The 26211-nt window shown below is 61.5% G+C and carries 23 protein-coding genes; 8 read left to right on the forward strand and 15 right to left on the reverse strand.

The annotated features are described in order from the left end of the window. The first annotated feature begins 20 nt into the window (after positions 1–20). The 3 genes from ACR0KM_RS01740 to ACR0KM_RS01750 all read left to right on the forward strand — a co-directional run bounded on the left by ACR0KM_RS01740 (position 21) and on the right by ACR0KM_RS01750 (position 4909). The gene (locus ACR0KM_RS01740) at positions 21–3242 is read left to right on the forward strand and encodes a valine--tRNA ligase (RefSeq protein ID WP_480856949.1); all 3222 of its coding nucleotides are present in this window, start codon (positions 21–23) and stop codon (positions 3240–3242) included. A 122-nt stretch (positions 3243–3364) separates the two neighbouring features. Beyond that, the gene (locus ACR0KM_RS01745) at positions 3365–4537 is read left to right on the forward strand and encodes a benzoate/H(+) symporter BenE family transporter (RefSeq protein ID WP_480856947.1); all 1173 of its coding nucleotides are present in this window, start codon (positions 3365–3367) and stop codon (positions 4535–4537) included. Positions 4538–4576: 39 nt separating this feature from the next. After that, positions 4577–4909, forward strand: a complete 333-nt coding sequence (locus tag ACR0KM_RS01750; protein WP_480856946.1) for a DnaJ family domain-containing protein — start codon at positions 4577–4579, stop codon at positions 4907–4909. Here ACR0KM_RS01750 and ACR0KM_RS01755 read toward each other — a convergent pair whose 3' ends face one another. Both ACR0KM_RS01755 and ACR0KM_RS01760 read right to left on the reverse strand, forming a co-directional pair. Further along, complete coding sequence (locus ACR0KM_RS01755) at positions 4910–5692, reverse strand: crotonase/enoyl-CoA hydratase family protein (protein ID WP_480856944.1); 783 nt, start codon at positions 5690–5692, stop codon at positions 4910–4912. Positions 5693–5758: 66 nt separating this feature from the next. After that, on the reverse strand, positions 5759–6829 hold the full coding sequence (locus ACR0KM_RS01760; RefSeq protein WP_480856941.1) for an SMP-30/gluconolactonase/LRE family protein: 1071 nt from the start codon (positions 6827–6829) through the stop codon (positions 5759–5761). Positions 6830–6919: 90 nt separating this feature from the next. Here ACR0KM_RS01760 and ACR0KM_RS01765 point away from each other — a divergent pair, with 90 nt between their 5' ends. Then, positions 6920–8035, forward strand: coding sequence for a pyridoxal phosphate-dependent aminotransferase (locus tag ACR0KM_RS01765; RefSeq protein WP_480856939.1), 1116 nt, complete (start codon positions 6920–6922; stop codon positions 8033–8035). Positions 8036–8126: 91 nt separating this feature from the next. Here the strand turns inward: ACR0KM_RS01765 and ACR0KM_RS01770 are convergent, their stop codons facing one another. The 6 genes from ACR0KM_RS01770 to ACR0KM_RS01795 form a co-directional block, all read right to left on the reverse strand. Beyond that, positions 8127–9317, reverse strand: a complete 1191-nt coding sequence (locus ACR0KM_RS01770) for a pyridoxal-phosphate-dependent aminotransferase family protein (RefSeq protein WP_480856937.1) — start codon at positions 9315–9317, stop codon at positions 8127–8129. Between the two features lie 51 nt (positions 9318–9368). Then, positions 9369–10001 carry a bifunctional 4-hydroxy-2-oxoglutarate aldolase/2-dehydro-3-deoxy-phosphogluconate aldolase gene (locus ACR0KM_RS01775; protein ID WP_480819413.1) on the reverse strand — a complete coding sequence of 211 codons (633 nt, stop codon included), beginning with the start codon at positions 9999–10001 and terminating at the stop codon, positions 9369–9371. A 5-nt stretch (positions 10002–10006) separates the two neighbouring features. Beyond that, a complete protein-coding gene (edd, locus tag ACR0KM_RS01780; RefSeq protein ID WP_480856935.1) occupies positions 10007–11812 on the reverse strand; it encodes a phosphogluconate dehydratase in 1806 nt (601 codons plus the stop codon). A gap of 2 nt (positions 11813–11814) precedes the next feature. After that, positions 11815–13260: a glucose-6-phosphate dehydrogenase gene (gene zwf / locus ACR0KM_RS01785; RefSeq protein ID WP_480856933.1), complete on the reverse strand. Its 1446-nt coding sequence runs from the start codon at positions 13258–13260 to the stop codon at positions 11815–11817. A gap of 221 nt (positions 13261–13481) precedes the next feature. Continuing rightward, positions 13482–15725, reverse strand: a complete 2244-nt coding sequence (gene ptsP / locus ACR0KM_RS01790) for a phosphoenolpyruvate--protein phosphotransferase (RefSeq protein ID WP_480856932.1) — start codon at positions 15723–15725, stop codon at positions 13482–13484. Between the two features lie 45 nt (positions 15726–15770). Beyond that, entirely contained in the window at positions 15771–17009 is a 1239-nt protein-coding gene (locus ACR0KM_RS01795; RefSeq protein WP_480819409.1) for an aspartate kinase, read from the reverse strand. 165 nt (positions 17010–17174) lie between these two features. Between ACR0KM_RS01795 and ACR0KM_RS01800 the strand changes: the two genes are divergently transcribed. After that, positions 17175–17531, forward strand: a complete 357-nt coding sequence (locus ACR0KM_RS01800) for a hypothetical protein (protein WP_480856930.1) — start codon at positions 17175–17177, stop codon at positions 17529–17531. Here the strand turns inward: ACR0KM_RS01800 and ACR0KM_RS01805 are convergent. From ACR0KM_RS01805 to ACR0KM_RS01825, 5 genes are all read right to left on the reverse strand, one after another. Next, positions 17525–18163, reverse strand: coding sequence for an SDR family NAD(P)-dependent oxidoreductase (locus tag ACR0KM_RS01805; protein ID WP_480856928.1), 639 nt, complete (start codon positions 18161–18163; stop codon positions 17525–17527). The genes ACR0KM_RS01800 and ACR0KM_RS01805 overlap by 7 nt on opposite strands. A 3-nt stretch (positions 18164–18166) precedes the next feature. Then, a complete protein-coding gene (locus ACR0KM_RS01810) occupies positions 18167–18622 on the reverse strand; it encodes a DUF1178 family protein (RefSeq protein ID WP_480819406.1) in 456 nt (151 codons plus the stop codon). 71 nt (positions 18623–18693) lie between these two features. Next, on the reverse strand, positions 18694–19179 hold the full coding sequence (locus tag ACR0KM_RS01815) for an NUDIX hydrolase (protein WP_480856926.1): 486 nt from the start codon (positions 19177–19179) through the stop codon (positions 18694–18696). A 97-nt stretch (positions 19180–19276) separates the two neighbouring features. Then, entirely contained in the window at positions 19277–20026 is a 750-nt protein-coding gene (locus tag ACR0KM_RS01820) for an EcsC family protein (RefSeq protein WP_480856925.1), read from the reverse strand. Positions 20027–20080: 54 nt separating this feature from the next. Then, the gene (locus tag ACR0KM_RS01825; RefSeq protein WP_480856923.1) at positions 20081–20575 is read right to left on the reverse strand and encodes a GNAT family N-acetyltransferase; all 495 of its coding nucleotides are present in this window, start codon (positions 20573–20575) and stop codon (positions 20081–20083) included. Between the two features lie 72 nt (positions 20576–20647). Here ACR0KM_RS01825 and ACR0KM_RS01830 point away from each other — a divergent pair, with 72 nt between their 5' ends. After that, positions 20648–21253, forward strand: coding sequence for a flavin reductase family protein (locus ACR0KM_RS01830; protein WP_480856921.1), 606 nt, complete (start codon positions 20648–20650; stop codon positions 21251–21253). 137 nt (positions 21254–21390) lie between these two features. Here the strand turns inward: ACR0KM_RS01830 and ACR0KM_RS01835 are convergent, their stop codons facing one another. Next, complete coding sequence (locus ACR0KM_RS01835; RefSeq protein WP_480856920.1) at positions 21391–23025, reverse strand: SulP family inorganic anion transporter; 1635 nt, start codon at positions 23023–23025, stop codon at positions 21391–21393. 203 nt (positions 23026–23228) lie between these two features. On the opposite strand from ACR0KM_RS01835, the gene ACR0KM_RS01840 reads away from it, so the two are divergent. Further along, positions 23229–24101, forward strand: coding sequence for an S-methyl-5'-thioadenosine phosphorylase (locus ACR0KM_RS01840; protein WP_480856919.1), 873 nt, complete (start codon positions 23229–23231; stop codon positions 24099–24101). A 2-nt stretch (positions 24102–24103) separates the two neighbouring features. Here ACR0KM_RS01840 and ACR0KM_RS01845 read toward each other — a convergent pair whose 3' ends face one another. Beyond that, complete coding sequence (locus ACR0KM_RS01845) at positions 24104–24955, reverse strand: alpha/beta hydrolase (RefSeq protein WP_480856917.1); 852 nt, start codon at positions 24953–24955, stop codon at positions 24104–24106. A 205-nt stretch (positions 24956–25160) separates the two neighbouring features. On the opposite strand from ACR0KM_RS01845, the gene ACR0KM_RS01850 reads away from it, so the two are divergent. After that, positions 25161–26171 (forward strand): DUF418 domain-containing protein, encoded by a 1011-nt coding sequence (locus tag ACR0KM_RS01850; protein WP_480856915.1) that lies wholly within the window; start codon positions 25161–25163, stop codon positions 26169–26171. Positions 26172–26211 lie beyond the last annotated feature (40 nt).

Below are 26211 nucleotides of genomic sequence, written 5' to 3' on the forward strand. Positions count from 1 at the left end.
GATGACGCAGGACGCACCCCATGGCGATGGAAAAGACATTCAACGCGGCCGAGGCCGAGGCCCGCATCTACGAGGCCTGGGAACAGGCCGGAGCCTTCAAGGCCGGCGCGAACCGCTCGCGCGACGAGAGCTTTACCATCATGATCCCACCGCCCAACGTGACGGGTGCTTTGCATGTGGGGCACGCGTTCAACAACACGCTGCAGGATATCCTGATCCGCTGGCACCGGATGCGCGGGTTCGACACGCTCTGGCAGCCCGGGCAGGACCACGCGGGCATCGCCACGCAGATGCAGGTGGAAAAGATGCTTATGCAGACCCAACAGCCGGGTCGGCGTGAGTTGGGGCGTGAGAAATTCCTTGAGAAGGTTTGGGAATGGAAGGGCGAATACGGCGGCACGATCATCGAGCAGTTGAAGCGTCTGGGCTCGTCCTGTGACTGGTCGCGTAATGCCTTTACCATGGCTGGTGCGGCGGGTGATCCGCGCACGGGCCACGAAAATTCTGCGAATTTTCACGACGCGGTGATCAAGGTTTTCGTCGATATGTACGAGAAAGGTCTGATCTATCGCGGTAAGCGTCTGGTCAACTGGGACCCTCATTTCGAGACCGCGATCTCGGATTTGGAGGTCGAGAATATCGAAGTCGCCGGTCATATGTGGCATTTCAAGTACCCCTTGGCGGGCGGTGAGACATATGAGTATTTGGAAAAAGATGAAGATGGGAATGTGATTTTCCGCGAGGAGCGGGACTATATTTCCATCGCCACGACACGCCCTGAGACCATGCTGGGCGATGGTGCGGTTGCGGTTCACCCCTCGGATGAGCGTTACGCGCCCATCGTCGGCAAGCTCTGCGAAATCCCGGTTGGTCCGAAAGAGCATCGCCGTCAGATTCCGATCATTGTGGATGAGTATCCCGATCCCGATTTCGGCTCGGGCGCGGTGAAGATCACCGGCGCGCATGACTTCAACGACAACATGGTCGCCAAGCGCGGCGGCATTCCGATGTACCGCCTGATGGACACCAAAGGTGCGATGCGGGCCGACGGCGCGCCTTATGCCGAAGAGGCCGACAAGGCGCAGGAATATGCGCGTGGGCGTGAATTCACCGAGAACGAGATCGACGCGATCAACCTGATCCCCGATCACCTGCGCGGCCTCGACCGGTTCGAGGCACGCGCGAAGGTGGTGGAAGAGATCACCGCGGACGGCCTCGCCGTGATGACCCGCGCGGATGATCCGCGTCTGGGTGTGAGGCTGGGTGAGGATGACGACCCGGCAGCACTGGTGCCTCTGGTCGAGAGCAAACCGATCATGCAGCCCTTCGGCGACCGCTCAAAAGTGGTGATCGAACCGATGTTCACCGATCAGTGGTTCGTGGACGCCGAAAAAATCGTTGGCCCCGCGCTGGACGCGGTCAAGGACGGAACGGTCAAGATCATCCCCGAGTCGGGCGAGAAGACCTATTATCATTGGCTGGAAAACATCGAGCCCTGGTGCATCTCGCGCCAGCTGTGGTGGGGGCATCAGATTCCCGTTTGGTATGGGCCTCACCCCGAAGACATCGAACCAATCGTAAATGCGCAAAGCTCGAAACTCTCCGACTTCAAAGCCATGGCTTCGGCGCGCCTCGGGCTTCAAAATGCAGAACAAGAATCCGAATTCACTCCGAAGCCAAAACGCAATTTGTTTATGTCTGCGTACAAAGCTCGAAGCGCGATGCGTAAGATTTCCATCGCAGCAGCATCAGAAGAAGAGGCGTTAGCTAAAGCCGCTGAGATATATGGACCAAATCGGACAATTTCAGTTCACGTGCCAACGCTTCGGCAAGGCAGTCAACATCGCGGTGAGTTCACCACCGAAGCACAATGGGTCTCTGTAGAAAATGATGGATCTGGTACGGTCGCAATCCAAATTGAGCGCGACCCCGACGTCCTCGACACATGGTTCTCCTCCGGCCTCTGGCCCATCGGCACGCTGGGCTGGCCCGAGCAAACCGAGGAGCTGGAGCGCTACTTCCCCACCGACGTTCTGATCACTGGCGCGGATATCCTGTTCTTCTGGGTCGCGCGGATGATGATGATGCAACTGGCCGTGGTCGATCAGATCCCGTTCCAGACCGTCTACCTGCACCAGCTCGTCCGCGACGAGAAGGGCAAGAAGATGTCCAAGACCACCGGCAACGTCATCGATCCGCTGGAGATCGTGGACGAATTCGGTGCCGACGCGCTGCGGTTCACCAATGCCTCGATGGCGGCAATTGGCGGCGTACTGAAACTGTCCCGCGACCGGATCACCGGCTATCGCAACTTTGGCACCAAACTGTGGAACGCCGTCCGCTTTGCCGAGATGAACGAGGTCTTTACCGATTCTGTCCCGCAACTGGACGTGGCCGACCTGAAACCCAAAGCCGCTGTAAACCGCTGGATCATCGGAGAAACCGCCCGCGTGCGGGAAGAAGTCGACGCGGCACTGGAAAGCTACCGCTTCAACGACGCCGCCAACGGGCTTTATGCCTTTGTCTGGGGCAAGGTCTGCGACTGGTATGTGGAACTGTCTAAACCCCTGCTGCAGGGCGACGACGTCGAGGCTCAGGCCGAGACCCGCGCCACCATGCGCTGGGTTCTGGATCAGTGCATGATCCTGCTGCACCCGATCATGCCCTTCATCACTGAAGAACTTTGGAGCCTAACCGGCAGCCGTGCGAAAATGGTCGTGCACGCCGACTGGCCGACCTATGGCACCGAACTGGTCGATGCAGACGCGGATCGTGAGATGAACTGGGTGATCTCGGTCATCGAAAACACCCGCTCGGCCCGGGCGCAGATGCGGGTTCCGGCTGGCCTCTATGTGCCGATGCTGGTGACAGAGATCGACGCCAACGGTCAGGCCGCATGGGACCGCAATGAGGCGCTGATCAAACGTCTGGCGCGCATCGACAGCCTGACCAAAGCGGACGCGCTGCCCAAGGGCACCATCTCGATCGCCGCCCCCGGCGCATCCTTCGGCCTGCCGCTGGCCGATATCATCGACATCGGCGCGGAAAAGGAACGGCTGGAGAAAGCCAAGGGCAAACTGGCCAAGGAACTCGGCGGGTTGCGCGGGCGCCTGAACAACCCCAAATTCGTGGCCTCGGCCCCGGAAGAGGTGGTTGAGGAAGCCAAAGCCAACCTCGCCGCCCGCGAGGAAGAAGAGGCGAAACTGAACGAAGCCCTCGCTCGTCTGGCCGAAATCGCCTGATCTTCATCTTTTCATAAATACTCAAATTCCGAACCCCGCCGCCTGCACAGACGGCGGGGTTTCTCATACCACGCCCGAGTTTTACCCTGTTCACTCGCACGGGCGGTTGTTAGCAGAGACACATGACCCAGCCTGCTCGCCAGCTTCCCCCAATGCAAACCGTCTCGACTGGGCTGGTAGTGGCCGTCGTCGGGTTCTTCAGTTCTTTCCCCATCGTGCTGCAAGGGCTGGGTGCGATGGGCGCATCACCCGCGCAAGCCGCCTCGGGCCTGATGAGTGCGGCGATTGCTATGGGGCTGGCGGCGATCATCCTCAGCCTGCGCTACCAAATGCCCATCAGCGTCGCGTGGTCCACGCCGGGGGCAGCGCTGCTGGCCGTGTCCGCCGCCCCGATTGGCGGCTATTCCGCTGCCATCGGAGCGTTCCTGTGTGCCGGGGCGCTGACGGTTGTCGCGGGCCTATGGAAACCACTTGGACGGTTGGCGGCAGCGATCCCCACCACTCTTGCCCAGGCGATGCTGGCGGGCGTGCTGTTGCCGCTGTGTCTTGTGCCGTTCAAGGCGGCGGTCGAGATCCCGTGGCAGGCATTGCCGGTAATCCTGACTTGGTTCATTGCCGGACGGTTCAACAGGCTGGTTGCCGTTCCGGCAGCGGTGGTGGCAGCCGCCATCGTTGTGACCCTGAATGCCGGAGAGGCGCAGGTAATGCCCGACCGGCTGGTTGCTGCCCCGGTCTGGACCATGCCAACAGTCTCGCTCGCCTCGGCCATCGGTATCGGCGTGCCGTTGTTCATCGTCACGATGGCGACGCAGAACATCCCCGGCGTCGCGGTGATGCGCAGCTTTGGCTTTGCCCCCGTCCCCGGACGTCTGTTCTCAGCCGTCGGCGGTGCAAGCCTGCTCTCGGCCCCGTTCGGAGCCCCCGCGACCTGTCTAGCCGCCATCACCGCCGCGATGTGTTCGAACGAAGACAGCCATCCCGATCCGGCTCTGCGTTATTGGTCCGCAATCATGGGCGGCGTATTTTATTGCCTGTTCGGCATCTTTGCGGTGGCGATTACCAGCTTTGCCGCCCATGCCGATCCGCTGTTGATGGGAACCTTGGCCGGGGTGGCCCTGATCGGAGTTATGGCCAACGCCATCCACGCAGCGCTGGACGTACCCGCCGAGCGCGAGGCGGCCATTCTAACGCTCGCCATCACCGCATCCGGTATCACCGTCTTTGGTTTGGGCGCAGCGGTGTGGGGGCTTTTGGCGGGTGGCATCGTGTATCTGGTCACAAGCAGAATGCGTTAACCGCTTTCGCCCAATCATCACAGACGGTATAATCGCGGCATGTTCGGATCGCTTGGAAAACTGGTGGAACGCCAGATCAAGAAGGCTCAGGCCGAAGGGCAACTGCAGGGTCTGGAAGGCGAAGGCGCGCCCCTGCCTGATCGTTCCTCCGAGGCGCAAAGCGATCCGGCCATTGCCGCCGGTCACCGGATCATGGCGCAGGCGGGCGTACTGCCGGAAGAGTTCGACATCAAGAAACAGTTGGATGCGGCGCGCAAGAGCTATGCCACGCTGACCGACGCAACGGCCCGCAAGGCCGCGATGGCAAAAATCGCCGATCTTGAGATGCGCTATAATATGGCCCGCGATGCGCGGCGGGCATTTATGCGGTGACTATTTGAACTCGGGCTTGCGGCCCTGCATCTGCGCCATGACGACCTCCATCTGATCCGGCTTGCCGATCAGGTCCACCTGTTCCGAGGACTCAGCCATCAGAACATCAACGCGGTTGCGGGTTTCGGCCACGTCGATCAGCCGCTTGGCCGCCCGAATGGCCGAAGGGCTTTTGCCTGCAATATCTTCGGCCAATGCCAGCGCTTCGGTCAGGGGATCATCCGACAGCTTCGTCACCAGCCCCCAATCCGCAGCCTGCGGTGCGCCGATGGGACGGGCGGTATATGTCAGCAGGCGCAGCACGTCCGAGCGCACGAGCTCGGGCAGCAGCACCATGCCGCCCATGTCGGGGATGATGCCCCATTTCATCTCCATCACCGCCAGCTTGGCCTCGGGATGCGCGATGCGGATATCGGCACCCAGCGCGATCTGCAGACCTCCACCATAGGCCACGCCCTGAATGGCGCAGATCACCGGAACCGGAACGCGCCGCCAAATCAAGGCCAGTTCTTGCATCTCATTGGCATCCTCATAGCTGCGGGTCATCAGCCATTCGGTCGGGTCGGTGTGGGCCATGCTCGCAAAGCTGGCCATATCCAGCCCGGCGCAAAAGCTTTTGCCCTCGCCCGACAGCACAACGGCGCGGATATCGGCGGCGGCGACCTCTTGCCCCGCCGACAGGATCGCCTTGATCATCGCATCATCCAGCGCGTTCATCTTGTCGCCACGTGTCAGCGTGACATGGGCGATGTGATCTTTGTATTCGATGGAAACGCGAGACATGGGGACCTCCGGACAGCTGTGTTGCGCCAACCCTGCCAGACCGCTGGCCCAAGCGCCACCGCGACGTCAGGGCAGATCAGCGACAGGGATACGCCCAAACCAGGGTGAATCCAGCGTCATGACGTAGAGTTGGTCCCCAACGATCTGGCCCGCCGTGGTGATCCCCAGACGTCCGTCCGGGTCCTGCAGGGTACGCAGAATGGTGCCATCACCATCGAATTGCACCAACATCCCGCGATGGATCGGCGCGGGGCGCACCAAGGGACCCAGCCGCCAGATCACCTTGCGCAGGAAGGGATAGGGCATCAGCTTTTCGGCGGGCACACGCGGGCTGGCGAAAGCCATCCAATAGGTGCCGTCCCCTTGCGCCTTGATGTTGTCGGGATAGCCCGGCAGGTTGTCCAGCAGCACCTCTTGCGTGCCCGCCTTGGGCCCGCTGAGCCAGAGTTTATGCACCCGTGCCCGGCCTGTTTCGGCAATCAGCAGGAAATCTTCGTCCGGCGAAAGGGCGACACCATTGGTATAGACGAAACCTTCGGCGATTTTCTCGGCGCTGCCATCGGGGGCATAGCGAGCGACATATCCTGTGGGCGATTGCTCCCAGATAGTGAGAACCGAAGTGGGTTTGGTCCCGCCCATGGTTTCGGGGTCGAACCGATCCGTAGAGTTCGAGAAATAGACTGTTCCGTCCTGCGCCACGTCGAGGTTGTTGGCATAGATCACCGGTGCACCATCGATCTCGGAAACAAGTGTCTCCAACGTCCCCGGCCCGGTCCAGCGCATCAATCCACGAAAGCTGTCAGTGATGTAGAGCGCGCCGTCCGGCCCCGCCCGCAGACCAAGGGGGCGACCGCCCAGTTGATCAACTGCAACCGGCTGGTCCCCATCGATACGATAGAGCGTGCCCGTCTGGCTGGTGGTATAGATCGCGCCGTCTGGCAGCACCGCAATGTCCTCAGGTCCGATCTCACCGTCCGGCAACGAGATCAGTTGGGCTTTGTCCAGATGCGCGTTCTCGGCAAACTCACCGGTGAAACCGGGCGGTTCGGGCATTTGGTGAGCGACGGGGTCGACCGGGACGGGCCAGATCAGCAGATATGCAAGGCCAAGTAGAAATAACCCAAGCAGATACCGCATATCGCCTCCCTCATTCGCTGCGCAGCCTGACGACGAATGCCCGGCGTTGCAAGGCTTGCTCCGATTGGAGGGTTGCGCTTATCTGCAGCCATGACTGGTCCTCGCTATACCCCGCTTGCGCAATCTTTGCCCGCAACCGTGCCCTTTGTCGGCCCTGAGACGCAGGAGCGCCAGCGCGGCGCGCCCTTTGTCGCGCGGCTTGGTGCGAATGAAAGCGTCTTTGGCCCTTCGCCCCGCGCCATCGAAGCGATGCAGCGGGCGGCCGAGGATATCTGGATGTATGGCGATCCCGAGAACCACGATCTGCGCCATGCCCTGACCGAGCATCATGGGGTTGCGCCCGAAAACATCATGGTGGGTGAAGGCATTGACGGGCTTTTAGGGTATCTGGTGCGGTTGCTTGTTGGCCCGGGTGACTCGGTCGTGACGTCTGACGGGGCGTACCCGACGTTCAATTATCATGTGGCAGGTTTTGGCGGTGATTTGCACAAGGTTCCCTATCGCGGCGATCACGAGGACCCGGCAGCCTTGTTTGCCAAGGCCGCCGAAGTGGATGCCAAGCTGGTCTATCTGGCCAATCCCGACAACCCGATGGGCAGTTGGCATGCGGGCGCGGACATTGTCGCAGCGATGGAGGCTTTGCCAGACGGGTGCTTGCTGGTTCTGGACGAAGCTTACGTGGAGTGCGCGCCTGAGGGAACCGCTGCGCCGGTTGCAGCGGATGATCCGCGCGTGATCCGGATGCGGACGTTTTCCAAAGTTTACGGCATGGCCGGAGCACGTGTGGGCTATGCCATCGGTGCGCCAGAGTTGATCGCGGCGTTCAACAAGGTGCGCAATCATTTTGGCATGAATCGCGCGGCGCAAGCCGGGGCCTTGGCGGCGTTGCAGGATCAAGAATGGTTGCAGAAGGTGCAGGGCAAGATATCAGGTGCGCGCGACAGGATTGCCCAAGTCGCGCGTGAGAACGGCCTGACTCCGCTGCCTTCGGCCACCAACTTCGTCGCCATTGATTGCGGGCGGGATGGGGTGTTTGCAAATGCGGTATTGGATGCGCTGGTGGCACAAGGGGTGTTCGTGCGGATGCCCTTTGCGGCGCCTCAGAACCGGTGTATTCGGATCAGCTGCGGTGAATCCGTGGATTTGGAGGCTTTTGCATCGGCCTTGCCCGGGGCGCTGACCATCGCCGCGGAGCAGTGTGGCTGATCGGTGCAGGGGGGCTGTCTGCCCCCCATCGCGCGTTTTGGCGCGATTCCCCCCGAGGATATTTTTGGCCAGATGAAGAGGCGGATCGGTTTTAGCTGGCGAGTGTTGCGGCGGCGGCTTCGAGCGCGCCTGAGCCGCGTGGGATGTCCAGTGCGGCCATAGCGGTTTCCATGCTGCCCAGCATCGCCATGACCATCTGTGCATTGACGTGGCCCATATGGCCAAGGCGGAAGCATCCGTCCCAGTCCTCCATCCCCAGCCCTATGCCGAGTGTAAGACCAAGTTGGGTTTCGGTGAATTTGCGCAAGGGTGTGCCGCGCCCGTCGGTCAGGCGCAAGGCCGTCACGGCGTGACTGCGATAGGCGCGGTCAGGCACGTTCATCTCAAGCGCGCCGCCTTGGGCCCAGGTCTCGCAGGCGGCCCAGATAGCATGGGCGAGACGTTCGTGGCGGGCCCAGACATGCTCGATCCCTTCAGCGTGGATCAGGTCGAGCGCGGCGCGCAGGCCGTAGAGGTGGTGCGTCGGCGCGGTGCCGTTGAAGTGCTGGTAGAAAAGCTCGGGGTTGGCGCGTGGTTCCCAGTCCCAATACCTCGAGACGCGTGGCATAGCGGCCCGTTTGGCTTGTGCCTTTTCGTTGAAGAAGACGAAACCGGTGCCTGCGGGTGTCATCAAGCCCTTTTGGCAGGCGGTTACGGTGACATCGACCCCCCAGGCGTCCATCTCGAACCGGTCGCAGCCCAGCGAGGCGATGCAGTCGGCCATCAGAAGCGCGGGATGCTGCAGGTCGTCCAGCAAGGCGCGCAGTGCGGGGATGTCGTTTCGGATTGAGCTGGATGTATCGACGTGGACCGCCAGAACCGCTTTGATCTTATGGTCTGTGTCGGCCCGCAACGCATCCTCGATCCGGTTGAAATCCCACGGCGACGCGGTGCCAAAGTCGATCAACTGCGCCTCAGCCCCGATCCCTTCGGCCATTTCCGCCCAGCCATTGGTAAAACGCCCCGAAGCCGGGGCCAGCACGGTTTCGCCGGGGGCGATGACGTTGGACAGCGCGGCCTCCCATGTGCCGTGACCGTTGGCGATGTAGATCGCGACACTGTGCTGGGTTCTAGCGATGCGGCGCAGGTCTTGCAACAATGCGGGCATCATCTCGACCAAAGCGCCTTCATAGATGTTGGGCGAAGCGCGGTGCATCGCCTGCAACACCGCGTCGGGCATGACCGAGGGGCCGGGAATGGCCAAGTACTCGCGCCCATGCGCGAGAGAGATATGGTTTGTCATGGGGGCAACCTGTTTGAATTGAGGCTTACCCTAGCGCGTCGCCCTGTGGCGTCAATCCATCAGGCTGGCGGCCTCGCGCGCAAGTGTTTCGATCCCGGCCCAGTCGCCGTTTTGGACCATCTGTTTCGGAGCGACCCAGCTGCCACCCGCGCAAATCACGTTGGACAACGATAGGTAATCGAGGGCATTGGACGGTGAGACGCCTCCGGTCGGGCAGAAGGTGATCTGCGGCAGGGGCGCGCCGATGGCTTTCAGGGCCGGTGCACCGCCTGAGGCCTCGGCGGGGAAGAACTTCAGCATGTCATAGCCATTTTCCAGCAGGGCCATGGCCTCGGTCGCGGTGGCAGCACCGGGTAGCAGCGGCAGGTCTTCGGCCTCGCACGCCGCAATCAGCGCGTCGGTTGCCCCGGGCGAGACGCCGAATTGCGCGCCAGCCTCTTTTGCCGCGCGCACGTCTTCGGGCGTGACCAACGTGCCTGCGCCGACGACACCGCCGGAGACGTCCGCCATGGCCCGAATGACGTCCAGCGCGGCGGGGGTGCGCAGGGTGACTTCGAGGGCGGGGAGGCCCCCGGCAACCAGCGCTTGGGCCAGCGGACGAGCATGGGCGACGTCATCGACGACCAGTACCGGGATGATGGGGGCCAGTGCGCAAATCTCGCGCGTGCGTTGGGTCTTGGACATGAGGTTCAGACTCCGAAAATGCTGGCACCGGTGTCGGCGGAACCGACGTTCTGGCGGAACGCACCGAAGAGGTCGCGCCCGACGCCGTGCTGGTTCGCGGTCAGGTCGGCGGTGGCTGGCACCCGGTCGAGGACGCCGGGGGTGAGGATTTCCAACTCGCCCTTCACCGCATCCACGCGCAGCAGGTCGCCGTCTTGCAGATAGGCGATCGGGCCCTGATCCAGCGCCTCGGGGCAGACATGGATGGCGGCGGGGACCTTGCCCGAGGCGCCGGACATGCGGCCATCGGTGACGAGCGCGACCTTGTGCCCTCGGCCCTGCAGGATCGACAGCATCGGGGTCAGCGAGTGCAATTCGGGCATGCCGTTGGCCTTGGGGCCCTGAAAGCGGACGACAACGATGGTGTCGCCGGTGAATTCCCCGGCCTTGAAGGCGTCTTTGACGGCGTTCTGGTCGTGGAACACACGCACCGGGGCTTCGACTACTTGGTGTTCGGGCGCGACGGCTGAAACCTTCATGACGCCGGTGCCCAGATTGCCGGTCAGGCGCGAGAGGCCGCCGGTGGGCTGGAACGGATCGTTGGCGGGGCGGACGATCTTTTCGTTCAGGCTGTGGCCTGCGCCGTCTTCCCAGACCAGTTCGCCATCTTTCAGCTTGGGTTCCTTGGTGTAGTTGTGCAGGCCCTGCCCGGCGACGGTCAGGGTGTCGGGGTGCAGTAGGCCTTCGTTCAAAAGCGTGCCGATGGCAAAGCCCAAGCCGCCAGCGGCGTGGAAGTGGTTCACGTCGGCCAGACCGTTTGGATAGACCCGCGCGACCAGAGGGACCACAGCGGAAATGTCAGAAAAGTCCTGCCAATCCAGTACGATACCGCCCGCGCGCGCCATGGCGATCAGGTGGATCAGCAGGTTGGTCGAGCCACCCGTGGCCATAAGGCCGACGATGCCGTTCACAAAGGCACGCTCATCAAGGATCTGGCAAACTGGCGTATAGTGATTGCCCAGCGCGCTGAGAGATAGGGCGCGACGGGCGCCTTCCTCGGTCAATGCATCGCGCAAGGGCGTGTTGGGGTTGACAAAGCTGGAGCCCGGCAGGTGCAGGCCCATGAACTCCATCAGCATCTGGTTGGTGTTGGCGGTGCCATAGAAGGTGCAGGTGCCGGGGCCGTGATAGGCGGCCATCTCGGCCTTCATCAGGGCGTCGCGACCCACTTCTCCGGCGGCGAATTGCTGGCGGACCTTGGCCTTTTCGTCGTTTGGCAGACCGCTGGTCATCGGACCTGCGGGCAGGAAGACGGCGGGCAAATGGCCGAAGGCCTGCGCGCCGATGATGAGACCGGGCACGATCTTGTCGCAGACGCCAAGGAAGACCGCCGCGTCATAGGTGTTGTGGCTAAGCGCCACGCCAGTGGCCAGCGCGATTACGTCGCGGGAAAACAGGGACAGTTCCATCCCCGCTTCGCCCTGGGTGACGCCGTCGCACATGGCAGGAACTCCGCCTGCGACCTGCGCAGTACCGCCCGCGGCCCGGATCGCATCGCGGATCAGGGCGGGGTAGCGTTCGAACGGCTGATGGGCCGAGAGCATGTCGTTATAGGCGGTGACAATGCCCAGATTGCCTGCGGTGCCGGTGGCCATCGACTGCTGATCTTCGCCCGCACCGGCATAGGCATGGGCCTGACCGCTGCAGGACAGATGCGCGCGGGCGGGGCCTTTGGATTTGGCCTGCTCCATCCGGTCCAGATGCGGGCCGCGCAGATCGGCGCTGCGGTCGATGATGCGTTTGGTGACGTCGGAAATAACTGTGTTGACCATGACTATCCTCCGATCTGCCGCCAGCGGCGGCCATCGCGATGCATCAGCATCAGGGCTTCTTCGGGGCCGGAACTGCCCTGATCGTATTTCGCGGGCTTGTCGCCGCGTTCTTCCCAGCCATGAATGATGGGATCGACCCAGGCCCAGGCGGCCTCGGCCTCATCGCCACGCATAAACAGGGTCTGGTCGCCGCGGATCACATCCATGATCAGGCGCTCATAGGCGTCCGGGGATTGTTGGCCGTCGACCAGCGCGTCGGCAAAGCTCATGTCCAGCGCCACGTCGGACAGGCGGAACCCCCCCTGCCCCGGTTCTTTGATGGTGGTGCGCAGGGTGATGCCCTCGTCCGGTTGCAGGCGGATCACCAGCACGTTGCCGTGCAGAGGGCCCACATTCGGAAAGATCGTATGCGGCGGGTCGCGGAAGAACACCGCAATTTCGGATTCGCGTGCCCGCAAGCGTTTGCCGGTGCGCAAATAGAACGGTACGCCCGCCCAGCGCCAGTTACCGATATGCGCCTTCAGCGCAATGAAGCTCTCGGTCCGACTTGCCGGGTTTCCGACGTGATCCAGATAACCGTCGCCGCCCTGATCCGTTCGGTACTGACCGCGCGCGATATCCTTGGGCTCGACCGGCTCCAGCGCCTCGATCACCTTAACCTTCTCATCGCGCACCGCGTTGGGCGCGAATTTCGAGGGCGGCTCCATCGCGGTCAGGCAGAGCAGTTGCACCAGATGGTTCTGGATCATGTCCCGCATCGCGCCGGATTGATCGTAGTAGGCCCCGCGCCCTTCAACGCCGACGGTCTCGGCGACGGTGATCTGAACGTGATCTACATGGGTCGCGTTCCAAAGCGGTTCGAACAGAGAATTGGCAAAGCGCAGCGCCATCAGGTTCTGTACGGTTTCCTTGCCCAGATAATGGTCGATCCGGTAAATCTGATGCTCTTCGAAACAGGCTCGCAAACCTTCGTTCAACGCTTTGGCCGACGCAAGATCGTGACCGAAAGGTTTTTCAACCACGATGCGGCTGTCTGGCGTGGCAAGACCATTGTCATTCAGGCCCTGAGCGATGCCCGAAAACAGGCTGGGCCCGACCGAGAGGTAAAAGGCCCGCACCACATCGGGACGCAGCAGCGCGGTCAGGTCGGACCAGCCCGCCTCTCCCAGAGCATCCACCGGCACATACTCCACTTGGCGCAGGAACCGATCCAACGTCTCCTTCTGGAACTGCGGCGCAAACTTCTGCATCGAGGCGCGCAACACGTCGCGAAATGCATCGCTGTCAATATCCGAGCGCGCGGTGCCGATGATCCGCGCGTCTTCGGGCATCTGGCCCACTTCGAACCGGTGATACAGCCCCGGCAAAATCTTCCGCTGCGCCAGATCGCCGGTCGCGCCGAACAGCACGAGGTCGAACGGATCCACCGGAATAACGCGTGAGACCATGGTGAGGCTCCTTTTCGGGGTTCACCGCCTGTTTAGCAGCGGGCTGCCCGGATATGTATGGGTGAAGCGTTGCTTTTCTCTGTTAACGCTAACATTCATCGGTTGGATAAGTAACCCAAGGGCAAAAATCAAGCCCGGATTTGCCTGCAGCGCCGAAACCAGTGCTGTGGTTTCGTCAGAAGAACCCCACCTGAAACTTGCACAGTATCAGGCAGCGCAGGTCAGGACTGGGTGCGCAACCAATCCATCACCGCCGGGCGCACCGATTGTTCACCCCGATGGCGCGCGTCGGCGATGATCTTGCGCACATCCTGCAGGTTGGACCGCAGCAGCAGACTTTTGACCGGCCCGATCGAGGCTGGGCGCATCGACAGGGTGCGAATACCCATGGCGGCCAGACACAGCGCCTCGACCGGGCGGCCCGCATCTTCGCCGCAAAAGCTGAGCGGGGTGTCCGAAATCTGGCACCGCTCGACAATGCGTTCGATGAAGCTGAGAAAGCTGACATTCAGCGTGTCATAGCGGCGGCGCACCAGTTCGTTTTCGCGGTCGGCCGCAAAGAAGAACTGTTTAAGATCGTTGCCGCCGATCGAGATGAACCCGACCTCGTCAAAGAATTTCTGCGGTGCAAAACCCAGCGACGGGGTTTCCAGCATCGCCCCCACTTCGAGCGTTTCGGGCAGGACATGGCCCAAACGCCGTTCGCGTTCGATGGTTTTCTTGACCTCCCAGCGGGCCTCGCGGAATTCGTCAGCCTGCGCCACAAAGGGGAACATCACCGTCAGCGGGCGGCCATTGGCGGCGCGGATGAGCGCCTGCAGCTGCATCCGCATCACACCACGCTTGTCCAGACCAACCCGGATGGCGCGCCAGCCCAGCGCCGGGTTCGGCTCGGCCACATGCTTCATGTAGGGCAGGACCTTGTCGGAACCGATATCCAGTGTGCGGAACACCACCCGCTTCTCACCCGCCGCGTCCAGAACCCGCTGATACTGAGTCACCAGTTCCGACCGTTTGGGCATCTGGTTGCGGATCAGGAACTGCAGCTCGGTCCGGAACAGGCCCACACCTTCGGCGCCTGAATTGCCCAGCGAGGGCAGATCGGCCATCAGGCCAGCATTCATCACAAGGCTGATCCGTTCCCCGTCGCGGGTAACGGTGGGGGTTTCGCGGATCGAGGCATAGCGTTCCTGCGCCTTGGCCTGCATGGCGACCTTGTCACGGAAGGCGCTGACCACGGTGTCCTCAGGGCGCAGATGGACCACACCATTGTCGCCATCGACAAGGATATGATCGCCGTTCAGCGCTTCGGTCGTGATCCGGCCCACATGCACCACCAGCGGGATCGCCAGCGCGCGGGCAACGATGGTGGCATGGCTGCCGACCGACCCCTCTTCCAGTACGATACCCTTGAGCGCGCGACCATACTCCAGAAGGTCTCCGGGTCCGATATTGCGGGCGATCAGAATCGGATCGGGCGGCAGGTCGGCCCCGTTGGTACTGCCCTGCCCCGTCAGGATGCGCAGCAGACGGTTGCTGAGATCATCCAGATCGGCCAGCCGTTCGCGCAAATAGGGGTCGGTCACCTGACCCATGCGGGCGCGGGCCTGCGATTGCTCTTTCTCGACCGCCGCCTCGGCGCTGAGGCCGAGCGCGATGTCTTCCTCCATCCGGCGCATCCAGCCCTTGGAATTGGCAAACATGCGATACGCTTCGAGCACCTGAAGTTGCTCGGTATCGCCTCCCTGCGAAATCTCAAGCATCTTGTCGACACCGACGCGCAGTTCTTCGACCGCCTCGGTCAGCCGTTCGCGTTCGCGGTGCGGATCGTCGGCGATGGGGTTCGTGACGACCACGCGGGGTTCGTGCAGCCAGACATGGCCCTCGGCGGACCCCTCCTGAGCCGGGCCGCCGGTCAGCTGGACTGATTGCTGGTGCAGCGGCGACAGGGCCGCGCCCTCGCCCACGAAAGCACCCAGCTCAGCCATCTCGGCCAGCACCATGGCGACCACTTCCAGTGCATAGACCTCATCCGCCGAAAACTCGCGCGCGTCGCGGGATTGCACGACCAGAACGCCAAGCTTTTCGCCAAGACGCTGTACCGGGACACCCAGAAAGGAGGAAAACCGTTCCTCGCCCGTCTCGGGCATATAGCGGAAGCCCTTGGCCGAGGGCGCGTCAGCGGCGTTCACCACCTTACCGGACTTGGCCACGCGGCCCACCAGCCCCTCGCCCATGCGCATCCGTGTCTTGTGCACCGCCTCGGGCGACAACCCTTCCGTCGCGCAGAGTTCCAGAGTGTCCTCATCGCGGAACAGATAGATCGAGCAAACCTCGGCCCGTATGCTGTCAGCAATCAATTGCGTGATCCGGTCAAGACGCTCCTGACCGGCGGCCTCGCTGGCCATCTCTTCGCGCAACCGACCCAGCAGCTTGCGGGATTCTGTTTCCGTTCCGTCCGCCATGGCCCAACCGTCTTAGGGTATCAGGCGTGACCTTGGCCGATCAGCTCAGGCCGCCTTGTCCAGTTCAAAGGCATCATGCAGCGCCTGAACCGCAAGTTCCATGTATTTCCTGTCGATCAACACGGAAATTTTGATCTCGGAGGTTGTGATGACTTTGATGTTGATCCCCTCGTCCGAGAGGATTTTGAACATCTTGGCCGCAACACCGGACTGCGAACGCATGCCGATGCCGACAACCGACACCTTGCAGACATCCTCATCCGCGACCAGTTCGGCATAGTTCAACTCACCCTGTTCCTTGATCGCCAGCAGCGCCTTTTCGGCGCGGGTCACCTGATTGGTGGGACAGGAAAAGGTCATATCGGTGCGGCCTTCATCCGAGATGTTCTGGATGATCATGTCCACATTCACGCCCTCATCGCTGAGCGCGGTGAAGATGGTTGAAGCGATACCGGGGCGGTCGGCGACCGAGACCACGGTCATCTTGGCCTCATCCCGCGAATAGGCGACGCCCGAGACTACATTCGATTCCATGATTTCCTCCTCGTCGACGACCAGCGTGCCGGCCTCGTCGGATTGTTCTTCAAAGCTTGAGAGAACACGCAGTTTCACCTTGTAGCGCATCGCCAGCTCGACCGAGCGGGTTTGCAGCACCTTGGCCCCCAGCGAGGCCAGTTCGAGCATTTCCTCGAACGAGATCTTGTCCAGCTTGCGCGCCTTTTCACAGATGCGCGGGTCAGTGGTATAGACGCCGTCCACATCCGTATAGATGTCGCAACGCTCAGCCTCGAACGCTGCGGCAAAAGCCACGGCGGTGGTGTCCGAGCCGCCCCGGCCCAGCGTGGTGATGCGTCCCTCGGGGCTGATACCCTGAAAGCCCGCGACAACCGCGACACGCATCCCTTCGCCGAATTTCTGGGTGATATTTTCGGGCGGGATTTCTTCGATCCGCGCCGCCGAATGCGCGCCATTGGTGATCAGCGGCACCTGCCAGCCCTGCCAGCTGCGGGCCGGGATATCCATTTCCTGCAGGGTCAGCGCCATCAGACCGGCGGTGACATTCTCACCTGACGACACCACCGCATCATATTCGCGCGCGTCATAAAGCGGCGAGATTTCGTCGACCCAGCCCACCAGTTCGTTGGTCTTTCCGGACATGGCCGACACGATGACGATGACGTCATAGCCTTTAGCCACCTCGACCCCCACACGCTTGGCAGCGCGGCGGATACGGTCCAGATTGGCGACCGAAGTGCCGCCGAATTTCATCACGAGTACGGGCATGGGGGCAAAAGTCTCCGCGCCTTGGATTTCCGATCCCGAGCGTCTTATGCGAGGGGGGGCGTAAGGGCAAGGGCGCAAAGAAGTTTCGCCTGCGACGCGGGGCCGCTTTACATTGCGCCGCCCGGGTGTCAGCCTGCGCACAACCATTCGCTCACGAGGATTTCCATGTATCGTTTCGCCGCTGCCCTGACCCTGATCTCAACCGCTGCCCACGCGCAGGTCGCGACCCTGTCGGGCACTGACGGCCAGAACGCGCTGGGAACCGTACCCTGCGCGGCACATGCGGGCGAAACGCTGGAAAGCTGCCCTGCTGAATTGCGCAAGCGCGAAGACGGTACAATCACCCTGGCCGTGCAGCTGAAAACCGGAGAAGTGCGCCGGATTTACTTCGCTGACGGCGTGCCCGAGTCGAGCAGTTCCCCGTCGAAGGTGACTTATGAAACACGGGGCGATCTGATGGTCATCTTCGTCGACCCCGGCGAGGTTTATGAAATCCCGCAGGCCGCGTTGAACACTCAATAAGGATGCGGTCGACCGTCCCAGGTCTCGAAACATCCCGTGGTCTCAAGTGACAGGGAATCGAAGCGTGTGATCAGGCCGTCCGCCGCATGCGCTACGGACAGGTCCGCTGCCGCACCGCCCATATCGGTTCGCACCCAGCCGGGGTGGTAGATGCCCACTGCGATCCCCTCACTGCGCAAGTCCATCGCCAGATTGCGGCCCAGATTCAACACAGCAGCTTTTGAGGCGCGATAGATATAGCTGCCACCCGGCGCGCGGGTATGAGAGGCCATCTGAGACGACAGAATGACAACACGCCCCTGCGCTGCGCGCAGATTTGGCAGCAGCGACTGAACCGTAAGAAACACTCCGGTCACATTGACCGCAAAGGTTTGTGCCCACATCTCAGCCGGATATCCGTCCAAACTTTGGCCTTTGTCCAGATACACACCCGCATTGCAGACCAGCAGGTCAACGGGACGATCCTTGAGGCGCCCGGCCATCGCTCTTTGCTGCTGCGGGTCGGCGACATCTAGTACAACATCTGCGCTGCCGTCACGCGCGGTTCCAGTAACGGCGTGGCCCGTTTCACGATAGCGATCTGCAAGGGCCTTGCCGATCCCGCGGCCCGCGCCTGTGATCACGACATGCATGCTTCAGTTCGTCTTGCGGGATGGAACAAAAGGCAGCGGCGCCACCGGCACACCATCTTCAACCAGTGCACGGGCTTCCTCGGGCTTTGCTTCGCCATAGATCGCGCGTTCTGGTGCATCGCCCAAGTGAATTTTGCGGGCCTCGCTGGCGAAATCCCGACCGACATAGTCCGAGTTCTCCTCGACCTTGCGCCGCAGTTCGGAAAGTACTTTCTCGATCTCGGGCGAGGACGTGGCCATGGCAACCCGATCGGGCGCAGCCGATGTCGTAGTCGCATCAGATGCCGCGCGACCTGCAGGCTGCACTCTTGGCGTCATAACGGCCTTTTCGACCTTGTCGCACCCGCAGACTGCGCAATTGATCATGCCAGCAGCCAAAAGCTTGTCAAAAGCGGCCGCAGATTGAAACCAGCTATCAAAGCTGTGGCCGTCGTGGCATTTCAAGGCGTATTGAATCATTGCAAGTCCAGCATTCGTTGGGCGAATAGATACCGACCAACATGGCAATATCAAGTCTTGATCTTGACGCACTAGTGCGTCAGGCGCCCGAATCCACGTAACAATGCCGCCAAGTCTGCTGACGCCACACGTTGCGCTGCCTTTTTGGGAGAGTACCACTTGCGCTTGCGTTCCCCCGCCTCCGGGAAAGTGTTGGCCAACCGTCGCACATGCAGCGGAAAAACGTCCACCACGCACACGGCGGACGGTTTGTTGGGACGTTTCTTGACATAGGCAAAGCGCCCCAGACTTTCTGTACCGCACACGCCCAGTGCACCTGCCTCTTCCCAGGCTTCACGGGCCGCCGTCTCAGACGCGCTCAAACCGTTGATCAACCAGCCTTTCGGGATAATCCAGCGGCCTGCCTTGCGGCTTGTGACCAGTAAGATCTTAGCTTGCCCCGCTTCGATGCGATAACATAGCGCCGCAGATTGCGCATAAACCGGCAAAGCCCCCGCAAGCGAGAGGTTTTCGGCCAAAAGCCCGCTATCAAGTTGATTCATGCGCCCGTCAAACACGCGTCATACTCACTGCTCGTCCCGCTTATGTTGCGGTTTATACAGCGAAAGTTACCATATCATGAAGGCTGTGCCAAGTTTTATGCACTTTCCCAGCTTAAGCTTTAAGGCGGCGCGTTAACTGTTGCTGAAGAAATTCAGGTGGCAGGTCCGCATCAATAGCCAAGCGGCGCAGACCGAAATGAACATGGGCGATCTGCTGGTAATATCTGGTGTAGATGAAATTCGTACCGCCTCCGGCCAAAGCCCCAAGAACCGGCACCGATTGCGCCGCCAGTTTCTGACCTAGCACCACCGAAAGGCGCGGTGCCACCATCGAAATCAAGCGCTGCATCGCGGATCCCGTCAGCGTCAGGCGCGTCGAGAAAAAGCCCAGATCAGCGCCGTCATCAGCCTCTAATGGTCCAGCAGCCGACAGAACACGGATCGAATCGAACTTCACGTTCTCTGCGGCTGGGTCAAATCCTTCGCGCGCAGCCGCACCCTGAATCGCACGCAGGATCATGGTTGTCGTCGCTGGCAACTCGACCAAGGCGGTTGAAACACCGCCAAAACCGCCAGCCGCCCCCATCGCGGTGGTCAAAGCCGTATTGACCCACATTTTCTGATCCGGAACCGCATGACGGGATCTATCCGCGGCGCGCACAGCAAGCCATAGCGCCTGTTCGGTCGCCTCGGTCAGCCCGTGCCGTACTGGCAAAGGCAACTGATCCAACAGGGACTCTGCCCCGTCACCCAGTTTGTTCAGCAAAGATACCCCTGCACCGCCAGCCGAAGCATGCAGCCCAGCCAAGCGATCCAGCTCAGCTTCAAGGTCGAGTTTCTCGACAAGCACTACGTCCTGCATCCGAGCCCTCCTGTCCCAAAGACATCGGCACGTCCCGGTGCATTTTCAATAGCACTAACGGCTCCAACGCGTGACGGGCCCCCGAACACCGGCCCATGTCCCGGGTCTCAGTTCCAATCCCAACACCCGATCAGGGTTTGTGGGCGGCGGCATCTCGACCTCCGAAAGCCGGGTGAAGCCAAACCGCGCGTAATACGGAGCATCTCCGACCAGCATGACACGATCCCAACCCTTCGCGCAGCCAACCTCGACCCCTTGATGAATCAGGAACCCGCCCAGCCCTTCTCCTTGGTGCGTTGGATGAACCGCAACCGGGCCCAACAACAAGGCGTCGTGCTCGCCCACATGCACAGGCCAGAATCTTATCGCTCCTGCCAGAATGCCCTGCCCGTCGCGCGCCACCTGAGACAGCCCGGCCACCGGCGGCACATCATCGCGCAGCCGATAGGACGACAGCGCCTCTCGTCCGGGCGCAAAGCACAGGTCAAAGAGCGCTTCGACCTCCCACCAGTCGTCTGGCTCTTCCGGCCTGATCCTGAATTGCTGCACGCGCGCCCTCTTTTACCTGCTGGAATTCGCCCTAGCACTTCGATACGCCTTGGGCAAACGCTTGGAGACCTTATGTTCTATCGCCCCGAAGACGGCCACGGCCTGCCGCACAACCCGTTCAACGCCATCATAACACCGCGACCGATCGGCTGGATCTCGACCCGGGACGCAGACGGGATCAACAATCTTGCACCTTATTCGTTCTTCAACGGTGTTGCCTATACACCGCCCCAAGTGATGTTCGCCACGACCAGCACGAAACACGACCAGGACAACGGCAAGGACAGCATCGCAAATATCGAAGCGACCGGCGTATTCTGCGTCAACGTCGTGGCACATGCGCATCGCGACGCAATGAATGCCAGCTCGGCGGGCCTGCCGAAGCAGATTGACGAGTTCGTGCACGCAGGTCTGACGGCCATTGAATGCGAAACCATCCCTTGCTCGCGGGTTGCAGCGGCTCCTGCAGCGCTGGAATGCAAACTGACACAGATCGTGACCCTTCCGGGTGAAGCGAACCGCGTGGTGTTCGGCGAGGTCATCGGTGTGCATCTGGATGATGATCACATCCGCGACGGCAAGTTTGACGTGACTTCTTTCAACCCGCTCTCGCGACTGGGGTATCGCGACTATGCGGTTATCAGCGAAGTGTTCTCGCTCGACCGTCCCGACGATTGACACGTGGTTCATGGGGGCTCTGCCCCCGCCGCCCGTCGGGCGCCTCCCCCGGGATATTTATAGCCAGATGAAGCAGGGATCCGTTCTTCATCTGGCCCCAAATATCCCGGAGCGCGAGGCAGAGCCTCGCAAAATCCTCAGTGGCCACCCAGAATACCGGTGCGGACCGAGTAATCCACGGCGAGTTCGTAATCCGGGTCGTCATCGCTGTCGACCATCAGGTGACCGGCCTTGTTCAGAAGCTTGTGGCAATCGCGGCTCAGATGCCGCAACATAACGCGTTTGCCCGCTGCCTCATACTTTCCCGCGATATTCTCGATGGCCTGCAGGGCGGATTGGTCCACCACGCGGCTGGCTGCGAAGTCAATGATCACCGTCTCTGGATCGCTTGGAACATCAAACAACTCTACGAACCCCTCGGACGAGCCAAAGAACAGCGGCCCCTGAATTTCGTAAACCTTCGCCCCCTGTTCGGTCGCGGACTCACGACTGACGGCATGGATACGTTTTGCGTTATTCCACGCATAGGCCAGCGCCGACACGATCACACCCACAACAACCGCCACGGCGAGGTCTTCCATGACCGTTACCACCGTCACAAGCACAATCACGAAAGCGTCCGTCAGGGGAACCTTGCGCAGGATGTTCAGCGAGTTCCAGGCAAATGTTCCGATGACCACCATGAACATAACACCAACCAGCGCAGCCAGTGGGATTTGCTCGATCAGCGGCGAGCCAACAAGAATGAAAAGCAGCAGGAAGAGCGCCGCAGCGATGCCCGCAATGCGCGTGCGTCCGCCCGATTTCACATTGATCATGGATTGCCCGATCATCGCGCAGCCACCCATGCCGCCGAAGAAACCGGTCACCACATTTGCCGTGCCCTGCGCGATGCATTCCTGCGACGCGCCCCCGCGTTTGCCGGTAATCTCACCTACAAGGTTCAGCGTCAGCAGAGACTCGATCAACCCGATTGCGGCGAGGATCAGGGCATAGGGCAATATGATTTCCAAGGTCTGCCAGTTCAACGGCACCATCGGGATGTGGAAGCTGGGCAAGCCGCCTTCGATCGAGGCCAGATCACCGACGCGTGGGACGTCCAGCCCGATGCCAATCACAAGGGCCGCCACGACCACGATGCCCGCAAGAGGCGCGGGAATGATGCGCGTAATTCTGGGCATGACCCAGATCACCGCCATGGTCAGCGCCACAAGACCAAGCATCGTATAGAGCTGCATGCCCGAGAGCCACTCTCCACCCCCCATGCCGTGACCGGTGTTTTCCATGGTGCCGGGAACTTTGAACTGACCCAACTGGGCCAAAAAGATCACTATCGCCAAACCGTTCACGAAACCCAGCATCACCGGGTGCGGCACAAGACGAATGAAACGGCCCCAGTGCATTGCACCGGCAACGATCTGCATGATCCCCATCAGGACAACCGTCGCAAACAGGTATTCGACCCCATGCTGGGCCACCAGCGCAACCATGACGACCGCCAGTGCGCCCGTCGCCCCCGAAATCATGCCCGGACGCCCCCCGATCAGCGCCGTGATCAGACCGACCAGAAAAGCGGCGTAGAGCCCGACCAAAGGATGCACCCCGGCGACAAAGGCAAACGCCACAGCTTCGGGCACAAGCGCCAACGCAACGGTCAAACCGGACAACAGCTCGATCCGCAGGCGCGAGAAGGTCAAGCCTTCGTCGGGGACCCAGCGCAGATCGGGTATGGCTAGGCGATTGGCAAAGCTTGCCAGCAAGGCTCGGGGCATTGGACGTCCTGTGGTCAGATATGTTCGCGCGAAAGGGGCCTTCTAGCGGTCAAACGTGGCGCGAGATACGGCGCCAGACGGGAACCTGTTATGCGCCAGGCGCATGGCTGGTGTTCGTGCCACACAAACCGTTGAAGCCACTTGTCAAAAACCGCCCCGACCCTCAGAACTCTTACAACAGTTATTTTCAGCGGAGAACCAGCGTGACCCAAACAAAAATCGCCGTCATCGGAGGATCGGGCATTTATGACATCGATGGTCTAGAAAATGCCGAATGGGTCACTGTGGAAACGCCCTGGGGTGATCCGTCGGATCAGATCCTGACCGGATCGCTGGGCGGGGTCGAGATGGCCTTTTTGCCCCGCCACGGGCGCGGCCATGTGCATTCGCCGACCGAAGTACCCTATCGCGCCAATATCGACGCGCTGAAACGACTGGGGGCGACGGATGTGATCTCGGTCTCGGCCTGCGGATCGTTTCGCGAGCATATGGCCCCAGGCGATTTCGTGATCGTGGATCAGTTCATCGACCGGACCTTTGCGCGTGAGAAAAGTTTCTTTGGCACCGGCTGCGTGGCCCATGTCAGTGTCGCTCATCCGACCTGCCCGCGCCTGTCGGATGCCTGTGAGACCGCGGGCAAGGCCGCGGGCATCACCGTGCATCGCGGCGGCACTTATCTGGCGATGGAGGGACCGCAGTTTTCCTCGCTGGCGGAATCCAAAATGTACCGCGAACACTGGGGCTGCGACGTGATCGGCATGACCAACATGCCCGAGGCCAAGCTCGCCCGCGAGGCCGAGCTTTGTTATGCCTCGATCGCCATGGTCACGGATTATGACAGCTGGCACCCGGATCATGGCGAGGTCGACGTAACCGCGATTATCGCCACCCTGACCGGCAATGCGGAAAAAGGCCGGGCGCTGGTCAAGGGCCTGCCCGCCCTTTTGGGGGCTGACCGAGTGCCCTGCCCGCATGGCTGTGACCGGGCACTGGAATACGCCATCCTGACCGCCCCCGAGAAGCGCGATCCGGCGCTGTTGGCCAAGTTGGATGCGGTGGCCGGGCGGATACTCTGAGCTTAGTTTTGCTGTAGCTTCTGATGCACGTCGTCCCACAGCCCATACGACCAGAGGTCGTTATGGGTGCCGTCCGGGATCACGTATAGCTGCGCCGTGTCGGACATCTCAGCCAGCGCCTTGCCGTGGTGTACGGGGATGGTTTCATCCTCGGTTCCATGGAAGATCAGCGTCGGCACCGTGATGCGTTCGATCAGATCGCGGGTGGCAAACTGGTCTTTCATCAGGGCCGAAACCGGCAGAAACGGATAGCGTTCAGCCGCTACATCGACGGTTGCAGTGAAGGGCGCCTCAAGCACCAGCAACTCGGCACTGGGGCGCTCCGCGGCGACAGCGGCGGCGATACCGGTGCCCAGGCTCTGACCGTGCAAGACCACGTCTTTACCCTCGGCCTGCAGCCGGTCGAACAGCTGGACACCATCCGAGATCAGCGCCAGTTCCGAGGGTTCGCCCTCGCTGCCCGGAAACCCACGATAGCTGGGCGCAAGCAGCCCGTAGCCGGAGTTGAGGATTTCGCGCATCCGGTCGGCGCGGTCGCCCAGATTGCCGCTTTGACCGTGGAAAAACAGCACCGTGGGCGCATCGGGGGTTGCCGCGGGGGCACTCCAGACCGTCAGGACAGTGCCGTCGGCCATGGGTAGCGACAGGGCGTCCACATCTGCCAGACCTACGGTAGCGGGATCGGGCAATTCGCCGTCGGGTTTGTAAAGCAGCGATTGCTGGTTGAAATACATATAGCCGAGGATGCCCGCATAGAGCACCGCCCCCACCAGAACGAGGCCCAGCAGCACGGCTTTCGCGCGCTCGATCCCGCGATGGGTCGCGCTTGGGTTTGCGTGTTGTATCTGCACCATCGGCCTTCTCCTTTGGGTCTGAGGTTGGGCAGGTGGGAGTGGGTTTCAAGATGCGGGGGCGAGGCTTCATCCAATCTTTAACCTGTTGCCGCAAAGCCAATGTGCTGGGCTTTTGCGTTCGCGTTGCTTGAAATGGCCCCGGCCCTTGCCATGTTGGCGCTGATTAATGACGAAAAGGCAGGCACTTAGCGGTCTGTGAGGATTGATGAAACGACTCGATGCACTGGATGCGGCCCGATTTCTGGCCTTTTGCGGCATGGTGCTGGTGAACTTTCGCATCGCGGCTGAGGTCGCGCCGGGGTCGGATTGGGCATCGACCCTGATTGACGCACTGGAAGGGCGCGCAGCAGCTTTGTTCGTGGTGCTGGCGGGGATCGGCATCGGGTTGTCGCGCATCGGGGCCGGGCTGCTGCTGCGTCGGGCGGCGTTCCTGTTTGTGATCGGGCTGATCAACATGACGGTGTTCGACGCTGACATCCTGCATTTCTACGCGCTGTATTTCGTGGTCGGGGCCGCGTTTCTGACCGCCGCTCCGCGCGGGCTGTGGCTGGGGGCGCTGGGGATCGTGGCGCTGGCGGTTATTGCCAATCTGGTCTTTGACTATGCTCGGGGCTGGGATTGGCAGGCATTAACCTATACCGACCTCTGGACCCTGCCCGGTTTTCTACGCAACGCGTTGTTCAACGGCTGGCATCCGGTGTTGCCCTGGGCCGCGTTCCTGCTGGTCGGGATGGCGATTGGCCGGTCTGAACTGCATACGATCTGCATTCAGCACCGCTTGATCATGTGGGGTTTTGGCGCGGCGGTGCTGGCGCTGTTTCCGCAGATGCTGGTGTCGGACCCGGATCTGGTGGCCTATCTGGGAACCGAATCCATCCCGCCCGGCCCATTCTATATCCTCGCAGGCACGGGTTCGGCCTGCGTGGTGATCGGGCTTCTGCTGAAGCTCTGGCCTGTGATCGAACGCCTCGGCATCGCCCGGTTTCTGACCGCGCCGGGACGGCAGAGCCTGACGCTTTACATGGCGCATATTCTGATCGGGATGGGGCTGCTGGACGAGCTTGGGCTGCTGAACGGATCGCTGAGCGCACCGCAGATCGTGGGATATGCGGTGCTGTTCTGCGCGCTGTCCTCGGTGTTCGCATTGCTTTGGTTCCGCAAATTCAAGCGCGGCCCGCTGGAGGCGCTGATGCGGCGCGTGACCGAGCGGGCTTGACCTGACCGCCAACGCCGGGCTTGGTGTGGGAAACGCCCCG

Source organism: Ruegeria sp. G10 (genome assembly GCF_056533645.1).